General features: G+C 71.0%; 10 protein-coding genes. 6 read left to right on the top strand and 4 right to left on the bottom strand.

The genetic code is table 11. The features are described from left to right. Positions 1–146: 146 nt before the first annotated feature. The 3 genes from VA596_RS16010 to VA596_RS16000 are packed head-to-tail and all read right to left on the bottom strand — an operon-like array spanning position 147 to position 5,248. Positions 147–2,273, bottom strand: coding sequence for an acetate--CoA ligase family protein (locus tag VA596_RS16010; protein WP_323327798.1), 2,127 nt, complete (start codon positions 2,271–2,273; stop codon positions 147–149). After that, positions 2,274–3,503, bottom strand: a complete 1,230-nt coding sequence (gene frc, locus VA596_RS16005) for a formyl-CoA transferase (RefSeq protein WP_323327796.1) — start codon at positions 3,501–3,503, stop codon at positions 2,274–2,276. A gap of 14 nt (positions 3,504–3,517) precedes the next feature. Continuing rightward, on the bottom strand, positions 3,518–5,248 hold the full coding sequence (locus VA596_RS16000) for a thiamine pyrophosphate-binding protein (protein WP_323327794.1): 1,731 nt from the start codon (positions 5,246–5,248) through the stop codon (positions 3,518–3,520). A 262-nt stretch (positions 5,249–5,510) separates the two neighbouring features. Here VA596_RS16000 and sucC point away from each other — a divergent pair, with 262 nt between their 5' ends. The 6 genes from sucC (at position 5,511) to VA596_RS15970 (ending at position 10,990) form a co-directional block, all read left to right on the top strand. Further along, on the top strand, positions 5,511–6,656 hold the full coding sequence (gene sucC, locus VA596_RS15995; protein ID WP_323327792.1) for an ADP-forming succinate--CoA ligase subunit beta: 1,146 nt from the start codon (positions 5,511–5,513) through the stop codon (positions 6,654–6,656). 3 nt (positions 6,657–6,659) lie between these two features. Next, positions 6,660–7,541, top strand: coding sequence for a succinate--CoA ligase subunit alpha (gene sucD / locus VA596_RS15990; protein ID WP_323327790.1), 882 nt, complete (start codon positions 6,660–6,662; stop codon positions 7,539–7,541). Beyond that, positions 7,541–7,966 carry a beta-class carbonic anhydrase gene (locus VA596_RS15985; RefSeq protein ID WP_323327788.1) on the top strand — a complete coding sequence of 142 codons (426 nt, stop codon included), beginning with the start codon at positions 7,541–7,543 and terminating at the stop codon, positions 7,964–7,966. Before sucD ends, VA596_RS15985 begins: the two co-directional genes overlap by 1 nt. Beyond that, complete coding sequence (locus tag VA596_RS15980) at positions 7,966–8,790, top strand: LysR family transcriptional regulator (RefSeq protein ID WP_323327786.1); 825 nt, start codon at positions 7,966–7,968, stop codon at positions 8,788–8,790. The genes VA596_RS15985 and VA596_RS15980 overlap by 1 nt, the downstream gene beginning before the upstream one ends. A 4-nt stretch (positions 8,791–8,794) precedes the next feature. Next, a complete protein-coding gene (locus tag VA596_RS15975) occupies positions 8,795–9,727 on the top strand; it encodes a LysR family transcriptional regulator (protein ID WP_323327785.1) in 933 nt (310 codons plus the stop codon). Between the two features lie 105 nt (positions 9,728–9,832). Further along, a complete protein-coding gene (locus tag VA596_RS15970; protein WP_323327784.1) occupies positions 9,833–10,990 on the top strand; it encodes an NAD-dependent formate dehydrogenase in 1,158 nt (385 codons plus the stop codon). On the opposite strand, the gene VA596_RS15965 is transcribed toward VA596_RS15970, so the two are convergent. Further along, positions 10,975–12,327 carry an OFA family MFS transporter gene (locus tag VA596_RS15965; protein ID WP_323327782.1) on the bottom strand — a complete coding sequence of 451 codons (1,353 nt, stop codon included), beginning with the start codon at positions 12,325–12,327 and terminating at the stop codon, positions 10,975–10,977. The two genes, VA596_RS15970 and VA596_RS15965, sit on opposite strands and share 16 nt — an antisense overlap. Positions 12,328–13,122 lie beyond the last annotated feature (795 nt).

Here is a 13,122-nt window from a genome sequence, read left to right as displayed (position 1 = left end):
CGTTGACTGAAATTAGCCGGTGCTTCGCCCCGGGCCGGGGGCTTCGCCACCCGGACCCCCGAAAGCACTGGTGGTCCCTCTGCGTGCAGTCGTGCGGTGGATCTTCGTCCTTTCCTCGTCGGTGGAACAGCCCCTGTGGAGGTACTTCAAAGCAGTCCCGCGGCCCGCGCCCACCGGTACTTCGCGCCGAGCACGGCGACGGGCTTTTCGGTCGTGTACGGATAGGCCACGACCCCGTGCTGGTAGAGGTAGTCGCTGGCTTCCTCGACCTCGACGTCACCCGAGAGCGACGCGACGACGGGCTTGTGGATGCCCTTCGCGCGGTACTCGGCGACGACCTCGGAAACCAGCTCGGCGAACACCATGGGCGGGGTGACGATGGTGTGCCAGTAGCCCAGGATCAGGGCGTGGATGCGGTCGTCCTCGAGGCCCAGCGCGATCGTGTTGCGGTAGGTCGAGGGCGGCTCGCCGCCGGTGATGTCCACCGGGTTGCCCGCCGCGCCGAACGGCGGGATGAACTTCCGGAACGCCGTGTCGAGGTCGGGCGGGATCTCCATCAGGCTCAGTCCGTTGTCGACGCAGGCGTCCGAGAGCAGCACGCCGGACCCGCCGGCACCGGTGATGATGACGACGTTCTCGCCCTCCGGCGTCGGCAGCAGCGGGATGCCCCTGGCGTACTCGAGCATGTCGTTCAGCCCGGGCGCCCGGATCACGCCGCTCTGGCGCAGGATGTCGTCGTACACCTTGTCGTTCCCGGCCAGCGCGCCGGTGTGGGAGCTCGCCGCCTTCGCACCCTGCGACGTCCGGCCGGCCTTGAGCACGACGATCGGCTTGCGCCGGGACACCCGCTTCGCCGTCTCCGCGAACGTCCGGCCGTCCTTGAGGTCCTCGAGGTGCATGGCGATGAGCTCGGTGTGCTCGTCCTGCTCGAAGAAGGTGAGCAGGTCGTCCTCGTCGATGTCGGCCTTGTTCCCTACGCCGACGATCGAGGACACGCCCATCTTCGCCGAGCGGCTGAACCCGAGGATCGCCATCCCGATCCCGCCGCTCTGCGACGAGAGCGCCACGCCTCCTTTGACGTCGTAGGGCGTGCAGAACGTCGCCGACAGGTTCACCGGCGTGTAGTAGTAGCCGTAGATGTTCGGCCCGAGGACGCGCACGCCGTGCTTGCGCGCGATCGCGACGACCTCGTCCTGCAGCGCGATGTTGCCGGTCTCGCCGAAGCCCGACGGGATGAGGATGGCGCCGGCGACGCCCTTCGCGCCCGCCTCCTCCAGCGCCGCGGGGACGAACTTCGCCGGGATGGCGAAGACCGCGACGTCGACGTCGCCCGGGACGTCGCTGATGCTCGCGTAGGCCTTGCGGTCGAGGATCTCGGCGGCCTTCGGGTTGATCGGGTGGATCTCCCCCGCGTACCCGCCGTTGACCAGGTTCTTCATCACCGAGTTGCCGATCTTGCCGGCCTCGGCGGACGCGCCGATCACCGCGATCGACGACGGCCGCATGATCCGCGTCATCGACGCGAGGATCTCCTCCTGGGTGAACCGGACCGGCTCCTTCGCCGCGTCCGGGTCGACGAGGATCCGGACGTCGACGGCGGTCGCGCCGGACGGCGTCGCGAGCACCGGGTTGAGGTCCACTTCGGACAGCTGCGGGAAGTCGGTGACCAGCTCCCCGAGGGCGTGGATCACCCCGGCCAGCGCGTCCCGGTCGACCGGTTCGGCGCCGCGGACGCCCCGGAGGATCTCCGCGGCCTGGATGCCGTCGATCATCGAGAGCGCTTCCCCGGTGCTCGTCGGCGCGAGCCGGAACGTGACGTCCTTGAGGACCTCGACGAGCACGCCGCCGAGACCGAACGCGACGATCTTGCCGAACGTCGGGTCCGTGACCGACCCGATGATCACCTCCTGGCCCTCGGTGAGCATCCGCTGCACCTGGACGCCGAGGATCTCGGCATCGGCGTTGTAGGCCTTGGCGTTTTCGACGATCTTCGTGAAGCCCGCCGACACCGCCTCGGGATCGGTGAGCCCGACGAGGACGCCACCGGCCTCGGTCTTGTGCAGGATGTCCGGCGAGACGATCTTGAGCACCACCGGCAGCCCGATCTCCAGGGCGTGGGTCACGGCGTCCTCCGCCGTGGCCGCCAGCCGTTCGGCCGGGGTCGGGATGCCGTACGCCTCGCACACCGCACGCCCCTCGGGCGCGGTCAGCGAAGACCGGCCTTCGGCCGCGACCTGGGCGAGGATCTTCTCGACCGCCGCGCGATCCGCCACTCAGATCACCCCAGCCGAACGGAGCTTCTCCAGCTCGGCCTCGCCGTAGCCGAGCTCGCCGAGCACCTCGTCGGTGTGCTCGCTCAGCAGCGGCGAGCGTTCGATCTCGACCGGCGAGTCCGACAGCTTGAGCGGGCAGCCGACGGTCTTGAAGCTGCCGCGCTCCGGGTGCGCGACCTCGACGACCGAGCCGAGCGCGGCGAGGGTGTCGTCCTCGATCAGCTCCTGGGTCGAGAGGATGGGGCCGCAGGGGATGTTGTGGGCGTTGAGCGCCTCCATCACCTCCCACTTGGTGTGCGTCTCGGTCCACTCCTCGACGAGCGCGAACACCTTGTCCAGTTTGGACAGCCGGACCTCCGGGGTGGACCAGGCCGGGTCTTCGGCCAGCTCCGGTTTGCCGAGCAGCCGCGTGAGCGGGGCCCAGCCGACCGGCTGGATGATCACGTAGATGTAGTCGTTCGGGCCGCCCGGCGCGCACCGCACCGCCCAGCCCGGCTGGCCGCCGCCGGAGGCGTTGCCCGAGCGCGGGACCTCGTCGCCGAAGTGGTCGTTCGGGTACTCGCCGAGCGGCCCGTGCGCCAGGCGCTGCTGGTCGCGCAGCTTGACCCGGCACAGGTTGAGCACGGCGTCCTGCATGGCGACCTGGACGCGCTGGCCGCGGCCGGTGCCGGTGCGCTGGTACAGCGCGGCGAGGATGGCGGCCACCAGGTGGATGCCGGTGCCGGAGTCGCCGATCTGCGCGCCGGTCGCGGTCGGCGGGCCGTCCTCGAAACCGGTGGTGCTCATCGCGCCGCCCATGGCCTGCGCGATCACCTCGTAGGCCTTGAAGTCGGCGTAGCGGCCGGGGCCGAACCCCTTGATGGACGCGTAGATCAGCCGCGGGTTGAGCGCGGCCAGCTTCTCCCACGGGTAGCCGAACCGGTCGACGACACCCGGGCCGAAGTTCTCGACCAGGACGTCCACTCCGGACACGAGCTTTTCGAAGACTTCCTTGCCTTCGTCGCTCTTCATGTTGAGGGTGATGCTGCGCTTGTTGGCGTTCAGCATCGTGAAGTAGAGACTGTCCACTCCGGGCAGATCGCGCAGCTGACCGCGCGTGATGTCGCCCCGCCCGGGGGTTTCCAGCTTGATCACGTCCGCGCCGAGCCAGGCGAGCAGCTGCGTGGACGACGGACCGGACTGCACGTGCGTCATGTCGAGGACGCGGACGCCGTCGAGTGCCTTACCCATGACTTGTCCTCCGCTCACTTGTACATGGTCTGGTTCATGGTTCCGGGGGCGTACACGTCCGGGTCGACCCAGACGTTGATCAGCGACGGCTTGCCCGACTCGCGGGCCCGCTGCAGCGCGGGCGCGATGCCGGCCGGGTCGCGGACCTCTTCGCCGTAACCGCCGAGCATCCGGGCGAACTCGTCGTAGCGGACGTCGCCGAGGGTGTTGCCGACGCGCTCGCGCGGGAGGCCGTACTTCGCGGCCTGGCCGTAGCGGATCTGGTTCATCGACGAGTTGTTGCCGACGATCCCGACGAACGGCAGGTCGAACCGCACGAGCGTCTCGAAGTCCCAGCCGGTGAGGCTGAACGCGCCGTCGCCGAACAGGGCGACGACCTCCTTGTCGGGGCGAGCGTGCTTGGCGGCCAGCACGAACGGGATGCCGACGCCGAGCGTCCCGAGTGGACCGGGGTCCATCCAGTGGCCGGGCGACTTGGGCTGGACGACCTGGCCGGAGAACGTGACGATGTCGCCGCCGTCGCCGATGTAGATCGAGTCCTCGGTGAGGAACTCGTTGATCTCGTGCACCAGCCGGTACGGGTGGATCGGCGTCGCGTCGGAGTGCTGCAGCGGCAGCCGCTTCTGCTTCGCCTTCTCCTCCACGGCCTGCAGCTCTTCGAGCCAGACCTTGCGCCCGACCGAGCCGTTGTCGGTGCGGCCCGACGCGGCCTCGGCGACCGCGGCCAGCACCTGGCCGGCGTCCCCGACGATGCCGAGGTCGATGTCCCGGTTCTTCCCGACGGTCCGGTAGTCGAGGTCGATCTGGACGACGGTGGCGTCCGGCGACAGCCGCTTGCCGTAGCCCATCCGGAAGTCGAACGGCGTGCCGACGATGACGATGACGTCGGCGTTGTCGAAGGCGTACCGCCGCGAGAGCTGGAAGTGGTGCGGGTCGCCCGGCGGCAGCGTGCCGCGGCCGGCGCCGTTCATGTACGCCGGGACGTTCAGGGTGCGCACGAGGTCCACGGCGGGCCCGGTCGCGCGGGTCGTCCAGACCTGGCTGCCAAGCAGGATCGCCGGTTTCTTGGCTTGCACGAGCAGATCGGCCAGCTTCTCGATGTCCGCGGGGTCGCCCGCGTTGCGCGTGGACGCCCGGTACCGGCCCGATTCGGGGATGCGCGCCTTGTCCAACGGGACACGCGCGTCGAGGACGTCACGCGGGATCTCCAGGAACGACGGCCCGGGCGCACCGGCGTAGGCCTCGCGGAACGCCATCGACACCAGGTCGGCGACGCGGGCGGTGTGCGGCACGGTGGCGGCGAACTTGGTGATCGGCGTCATCATGTCCACGTGCGGGAGGTCCTGCAGGGACCCCATCTTGTGCTGGGTCAGCGCGCCCTGGCCGCCGATGAGCAGCATCGGGCTCTCCGCGCGCAGGGCGTTGGCGACGCCGGTGACCGCGTCGGTCGTGCCGGGCCCGGCGGTGACGACCGCGCAGCCGGGCTTGCCGGTGATCCGGGCGTAGCCGTCGGCGGCGTGGGCGGCGACCTGCTCGTGCCGGACGTCGATGACCTTGATGCCCTCGTCGACGCAGCCGTCGTAGATGTCGATGATGTGGCCGCCGCAGAGCGTGAAGATGGTGTCGACGCCTTCGGCCTTGAGGGCCTTGGCCACCAGGTGCCCGCCCGAGATCTCCGCCGGCGCGGGTTCGGCGCCGTTCGTCGCTCGGGCTGCTTCCCCCGCGGTGGTGCCTGTGGTTGTCATTCGCTCGACTCCTCTGGTCCACGCCGGGTCTTCTCTGACCCGGGCGATCGCTCGTCGCCGCTCCCCTGTCCGTCGAGGTCAGGCGCCTCTTCGCGGCAGACTGTAGATTGCATACCGTATGGGGTAGGCATATAGTCACCCTTCTGGCAGCCCGTGTCCAGGCCCATCCGCAGGGTTTTTCCCCGGCCCCGAGGGGTGCGATCGCCTGCCCGGACACGGCGGACCTCCTTGCCCTGCAGCGCCGCGGAAAGGACGCTCCCGCATGGACCTCTTCGAACACGAAGCCCGAGATCTCTTCGAGAAACACGACGTGCCGGTCCCCCGCGGCCGCGTCGCCGCCGATCCCGCCGCGGCCCGTGAGGCCGCCGCGTCGCTCGGCGGGCCGGTGGTGGTCAAAGCCCAGGTGAAGACCGGCGGCCGCGGCAAGGCCGGCGGGGTGCGCGTCGTGCACACGGCCGACGACGCCGAGCAGGCCGCCGACGACATCCTCGGCATGGACATCAAGGGGCACACCGTCCACCGGGTACTCGTCACCGAGGCGAGCGAGATCGCCGAGGAGTACTACGTCTCGTTCCTGCTCGACCGCGCCGGGCGCACGTTCCTGGCCATGGCGTCGACCGAAGGCGGCATGGAGATCGAAGAGGTGGCCGCGACCAAACCCGAAGCCCTGCTGCGGGTTCCGGTGAACCCCCGGGACGGGGTGGACGCCTCGGCCGTCGCCGCGGCCTTTCCGCCGGACGTACGGGAGGAAGCCGCGGAAGTCGTCCGGAAGCTGTGGGACGTCTTCGTCGCCGAGGACGCCACGCTGGTCGAGGTCAACCCCTTGGCCCGCACGACCACCGGGATCGTCGCCCTGGACGGCAAGATCACCCTCGACGACAACGCGGACTTCCGCCGCCCGGCGTCCTTCGACGACCCCCACGACGGCGACCCGCTGGAATGGTCCGCGCGGCAGCAGGGCCTCAACTACGTCAAGCTGGACGGCGACATCGGCGTGATCGGCAACGGCGCCGGCCTCGTGATGTCCACTTTGGACGTCGTCGCGGCGGCCGCGGCCGAAGCCGGCGCGCGCGGCCCGGCGAACTTCCTCGACATCGGTGGCGGCGCCTCGGCCGAGGTGATGGTCGCCGGGCTGAGCGTGATCCTCGGCGATTCGCAGGTGCGCAGCGTGTTCGTCAACGTCTTCGGCGGCATCACCGCCTGCGACGCGGTGGCGACCGGGATCGTGCGCTCGCTGGAGGTCCTCGGCGACCGGGCCACGAAACCGCTGGTCGTGCGGCTCGACGGCAACAACGTGGCCGAAGGCAGGCTGATCCTCGAACAAGCCGCCCACCCGCTGGTCACCGTGGTGGCCACCATGGACGACGCCGCCCGCGAAGCGGCGAAGCTCGCGATCGCGGAGGTCTGAACCGTGGCCATCTTCCTGGACAAGAACAGCCGGATCGTCGTCTCGGGCATCACCGGCACCGAAGGCGCGAAGCACACGCGGCGGATGCTGGCCGCCGGGACGAACGTCGTCGGCGGGGTGAACCCGCGTAAAGCCGGGCAGCACGTGGAGATCGGCTCGGCGCGGCTGCCCGTCTTCGGCAGCGTCGCCGACTCGATGGCCGGGACCGGCGCGGACGTCTGCGTGCTGTTCGTGCCGCCGCCGTTCGTCGAGGACGCCGTGGTCGAAGCCGTCGACGCCGGGATCGGGCTCGTGGTGGTGATCACCGAGGGCGTGCCCGTGCACGACACCGCGCGGCTCTGGGCGCACGCCGTCGCCGCGGGCGGGCGGACCCGGATCATCGGGCCGAACTGCCCCGGCGTCATCTCGCCCGGCAAGTCGAACGCCGGGATCATCCCGGCCGACATCACCGGGCCGGGCCGGATCGGCCTCGTCTCGAAGTCCGGCACCCTGACCTACCAGCTCATGCACGAGCTGCGGGACATCGGGTTCTCCACCTGCGTCGGGATCGGCGGCGACCCGATCATCGGGACCACGCACATCGACGCCGTCGAGGCGTTCGAAAAGGACCCGGACACCGACCTGATCGTGCTGATCGGCGAGATCGGCGGCGACGCCGAGGAGCGGGCCGCGGAATTCGTGCGTGCCAACGTGTCGAAGCCGGTCGTCGGCTACGTCGCCGGGTTCACCGCGCCCGAGGGCAGGACCATGGGGCACGCGGGCGCGATCGTCTCCGGCTCGTCCGGCACGGCCGAGGCGAAGAAGACGGCCCTGGAGGCGGCCGGGATCCGGGTCGGGCGCACGCCGAGCGAAACCGCCGCGCTCGCCCGCGAAATCCTCGGCTGATGCCGGCGAAACCGCGGCTCGAACTGGCGGTTCTCGCATGCATGGACGCGAGGATGAACGTCTACCGGCTGCTCGGGCTCCGCGAAGGGGACGCGCACGTCATCCGCAACGCCGGCGGCGCCGTCACCGACGACGCGATCCGCTCGCTGACGGTCAGCCAGCACCTGCTCGGCACCCGCGAGATCGTGCTGCTGCACCACCGCGACTGCGGGATGCGCACCTTCACCGACACGGAGTTCGCGCGGCGGCTGGAGGAGCGCACCGGGATCCGGCCCGGCTGGGCGGCGGAGACGTTCACCGACCCGGCCCAGGACGTCCGGCAGTGCATTGCGCGGCTGCGGGCCAGCCCGTTCCTGCCGCACACCCGGGCGGTCCGCGGCTACGTCCTCGACGAACGGACCGGCGCGCTCGACGAGGTGAAGTGATGGACCTGCGCCAGCTGGCGGTCGTGGTGGCGGTCGCCGAAGAAGGCGGCTTCACCGCGGCCGCGCAGCGGCTGCACACCGTGCAGTCGACGGTATCCACCGTCGTCCGGGCGCTGGAACGCGACCTGGGCACCCCGCTGTTCCACCGCACCACGCACCGCGTGGCGCTGACCCCCGCCGGCGAGGCCTTCGTGCCCGCCGCGCGGGCGGCTCTCGAAGCGGTGGAACGAGCGCGGGCCGCGATCTCGCCGGTGCACGGCCGGGTCCGGCTGGGCCTGGCCCCGGGATTGCTGCTCGACCTGCACCGAGTGCTCGCCGCGGTGCGGGACGCGCACCCGGGCTTGGTCGTCGAAGTCCGCCAGCTGGACAGGGAAAGCCTGGGATGCGCCGTCGCGGAGTCTACTGTGGACATCGGGCTGAGCGTCGGGCTTCGGGGGTCATCGAAGTCCGTCGACGGCCTGGTCACCACTCCCCTGACGTGCGAAGAACTCGTCCTCGCCACCGCCCCCGGCGGCTCACGCTCCGCGCCCGGTGATCTCTCCGGGCTTTCGCTCGTCGACTTCCCGGCCGGCTGGGCGATCCGGGAGGTCGTCGACCGCGCGTTCGCGGACCGGCGGGTCAGCCTGGAGGCCGACGACCTCACCGCCGCCGTGTCGCTCGTGCGGGCCGGGCTGGCCGCCTGTGTGCTGCCGGCGTCCGCCGCGGGGCGGTTTCCCGAGGTCACCGTGCGGCGGTTCGCCGCTCCGCCGCTGTGGCAGCTCGCCGCGGTCCACCGGGCGGATCCGCCGGCGGCCGTCACCGCGGTGCTCGCTCACCTAGGCTGAAGGCATGCTCCTGCGCCAGCTCGAATACCTCGTCGCGCTGGCCCGCGAAAAGCACTTCGCCCGGGCCGCCGAAGCGTGCCACGTGTCCCAGCCGTCGCTGTCGGCCGGGATCCGGAAGCTCGAACGCGAGCTCGGCACCCAGGTCGTCCAGCGCGGCGCGCGCTACGCCGGGCTCACACCGGAAGGCGAGCGCGTCCTGGTGTGGGCGCAGCGGATCCTCGCCGAACGCGACGCGCTCAACGAAGACCTTTCGACGATGCGCGACAGTCTCTCGGGAGTACTGCGCGTCGGCGCCATCCCCACCGCGCTCACCGCGATGTCGATGCTCACGGCGCCCTTCTGCGAACGGCACCCGCACGCCCGCGTCACGCTGGAGTCGTTGTCCTCCGACGAGATCGCCCGCCGCCTGTCCGCGTTCGAGCTCGACGCGGGACTGACCTATGTGGACGACGAGACCCCGCACGGACTGCGGTGCGTCCCGCTCTACGAGGAGCGGTATCTGCTGCTGACCCCGTCCGACGGCGAGCTGGCCGAGCGCCGCCTGGTGCGCTGGGCCGAGGTCGCCACCCTGCCGCTGTGCCTGCTCATGCCGCACATGCGCAACCGCCGGGTGCTCGACGCGCTGTTCGCCGAGGCCGGCGCCACCGTCGTGCCGGCGATCGAGACCGACACCGTCTCCGCGCTCTACTCCCACGTCGCCACGCACCGCTGGTCCAGCGTCATCTCCCACGCCTGGCTGCACCTGTTCGGCGTGCCGCCGGGCATGCGGGTGGTGCCGCTCGAAACGCCGTCGCGGTCGCACCGGATCGGCCTGGTGGTGACGTCGGGTTCGCCCGAGCCGATCCTCGCCCACGCGCTGCTGGAGGTCGTCCGCGGTGTCGACGTCCGCGGCACGCTCGACGCGTTGTTGCACCGGCACCTCGCCGAACAGGCGTGATAGCCGCTGCCTATCCCGGGATAGAAACCTTCACGTTGACCACCTCGCGCGCGCGGAGGACGGTGAAAGTACTTACCCCGCAACAAAAACCTGGAGTGTGACGCTGTGGCAAAGGTGCTGTGCGTGCTCTACGACGACCCGGCGGACGGCTATCCGAAGACCTACCCGCGCGACGGCCTGCCGCAGCTGGACGGCTACCCCGGCGGCCAGACGCTGCCCACCCCGCAGGCGGTGGACTTCACGCCGGGACAGCTCCTCGGCAGCGTTTCCGGTGAGCTCGGGCTGCGGAAGTTCCTGGAGGCACAGGGACACACGCTCGTCGTCACCTCCGACAAGGACGGCGACGACTCGGAGTTCGACCGCGAGCTCGCCGACGCCGAGATCGTGATCTCCCAGCCGTTCTGGCCCGCCTACCTCACCGCCGAGCGGATCGCCCGGGCGCCGAAGCTGAAGCTGGCCGTCACCGCCGGCATCGGCTCGGACCACGTCGACCTCGACGCGGCCATCGCCCACGGCGTCACGGTCGCCGAAGTCACCTACTGCAACAGCATCAGCGTGGCCGAGCACGTCGTGATGATGATCCTCTCGCAGGTGCGCAACTACCTGCCCTCGCACCAGGTCGTGCTGGACGGCGGCTGGAACATCGCCGACTGCGTCGCGCGCTCCTACGACGTCGAGGGCATGCACATCGGCACGGTCGCGGCCGGGCGGATCGGCACCGCCGTGCTGCGGCGGCTGGCCCCGTTCGACGTCCACCTGCACTACACCGACCGGCACCGGCTGCCGGCCGAGGTGGAGCGGGAGCTGAACCTCACCTTCCACCCGGACGCCGCCGACATGGTGCCGCACTGCGACGTCGTGACGATCAACGCGCCGCTGCACCCGGAGACCGAGGGCCTGTTCGGGGACGAGCTGATCGCGTCGATGAAGCGCGGCGCGTACCTGATCAACACGGCACGGGCGAAGATCGCCGACCGCGACGCCGTGGTCCGCGCGCTCGAGAGCGGGCAGCTGGCCGGCTACGCGGGCGACGTCTGGTACCCGCAGCCCGCGCCCGCCGACCACCCGTGGCGGACGATGCCGTACCAGGGCATGACCCCGCACATCTCCGGGTCGTCGCTCTCGGCGCAGGCGCGGTACGCGGCCGGGACGCGCGAGATCCTGGAGGACTACTTCGGCGGGTCGCCGATCCGCGACGAGTACCTGATCGTCGACGGCGGCAAGCTCGCCGGCACCGGCGCGCACTCCTACTCGACGCGCTGAGCGGGTTCCGGTGGGCGGGAGGACGTCCCGCCCACCGGGCGCTGAGCCGTGGGCAGCAACGACTTCGGGCGGCCGGGCTGGCTGAGCCACCCGGTGGCCACGGCCCCGGCGAGGCTCAGGATCCCGGCCGCGGCGAAGGCGCCCACCAAGCCGAACGCTGCGAGCCCGACCCCTACGACGGCCCCGACGGCCTTGGCGCTGTAGAGCACCCCGAAGTTCTGCAGGGCCGACTCCTCCCCGAAGTACTCGCGCACCAGGTCGATCAGCAGCGTGTAGCAGCAGCCGTTGCCGAGCCCGGCCAGCGCGACCCCCAGCAGCAGGCCGACGGCGTGCCGGTGCTCACCCGAGTAGTACAGGACGAACTGCGCGATCCCGCCGGCGAGCAGGGCCAGCCGCAGGATCCGGCGGCGGCCGAGCCGGTCGGCGAGCGCTCCGATGAGGACCCGGCCGCTCCCGGTGGCCGCGGCGAGCAGGGCCAGCGCGGCGGCGGCGAGCCCGGGCCCGCTGCGCCCGGCCACGTACGTCGCCAGGTACGCGAGGTCGAAGAGCAGCACGGCGGCGGCGAGCACGACGACGAGGTAGAGCGCGAGCGTGGTGCCGCACCGGAACAGTTCGGCGGGCCGGTAGTGCCGGATCGCCCGGCGCCGGTTGTGCGCCTTGTCCAGGGCCCAGGCGCGCGGTTCCGGCGTCGCGGGCCACCAGTGCCGCGGTGGGTAGCGCAGCAGGGCGCCGCACCCGGCGATCACGACGAGCACCACGGCGGCGGTCCCGTCGAGCAGCACCGCCCGCGCGTCCGGGAGCAGCGCGGCCAGCACGACGAACGGCACGCTCCCCCAGGCGAAGGCACCGCTGACGACCCCGGCGCTCGGCCCGGAGCGGTCCGGGAACCAGGCCAGCACGGCGCCGACGCAGGTGGCGTAGACGAGGCCGGTGCCGAGCCCGCCGAGCACCGAGTAGCCGAGGTAGACGGTGAGCAGGCTGCTCGCGTGGCCGAGGGTGACCAGGCCGGCGGCGCACAGCACGGCGCCGAGCGCCATCGCGGCGGGTGCGGGCAGGAGGCCGCGTTCGCGCAGCCACGCCGCCGGGAACGCGGTGCCGGCCTGGCAGATCGCCCAGAGGGCGAAGGACAGGACGATCCCGCCGAACGTCCAGCCGTGCGCCCGGCTCAGCGCGGGCACGATCGCGCCGAAGCCGTACTGCTGCACCCCCGAGGCGAGCATGGCGGCCGCGGCGAGCCAGGTGATACGGGCGCGCGGCCGGCCGAGCAGCTCGAGGTCGGTTTCCCCGACCCGGTAGCGCCGTCCGTAGACGTCCCGGAGCTCACGGACCTCGGGCATCACGACCGCCTCCCCTTCGCTGTTCGCTGGAGATTGTATGCAGTATGAAGTAGCCCGAGTGTGCGCTCAGGCGGCCTGGATGTCCAGCAGGATCCGCGCGCTCTGGAGCCCCAACGGATCGAGGCGTGAATTGTTTTGGGCGCCACGGAAAGCGCTGCGACCTCGGGTTTCCACGCAGGTTCGTCACTGTGCGCGAGCCAGGGGAAGGCGGCCCGGTGGCCATCGAGGGAGGAGGCGGCCACCGGGCCAGTGCTCCGGCGCGGTACCGGCCGCGCGGAGCACTGACAGTCTGGCCAGCGGAGACCCCCTCCGACAAGCCTTTCGGCAAGCCGGGAAGTGTCCGTTTTCCGGCGATCACCCCAGTCCGGACCGACCCGGGGTCCGTTGTGGTCACCTAGAAGGTCCCGTAGCGACGGGCTTGCGCGGACCGCTGACCGTACATGGTTACCAGCCAACGGTTTAGCTTGACACCATGGCGAACTCGCACCAACCGCGGCCGGGAGGCCTTGCGCGGTTTGCCAACCAGGCAAGGCGATCCGCCGAGCAGGCCGGACACACGGCGAGTTGCTTCTGCACGGCATCGCTGCCAGACAAGGCGATCCGTGCCGAGTGAGCCTGGCAGCCCGAACAAAGGCCGGTTGCACCCTGCGCGACCCACCAACCCGACGAGACGATCCGCCGAGCAGCCCAGACACGCGGCGAGTTGCCCTTGCACGGCCAAGTGAGTCCGGCAGGCCAAACAAAGTTCGGTGCCACCTGCGCGGATCGCCAATCAGGCGAGGCGATCCGTCGAGC

This window comes from Amycolatopsis heterodermiae, assembly GCF_034929455.1.
GTDB lineage: Bacteria > Actinomycetota > Actinomycetes > Mycobacteriales > Pseudonocardiaceae > Amycolatopsis > Amycolatopsis heterodermiae.
The sequence above is the reverse complement of the archived record's forward strand: the minus strand, read 5'-3'. Positions and strand labels throughout refer to the sequence as shown.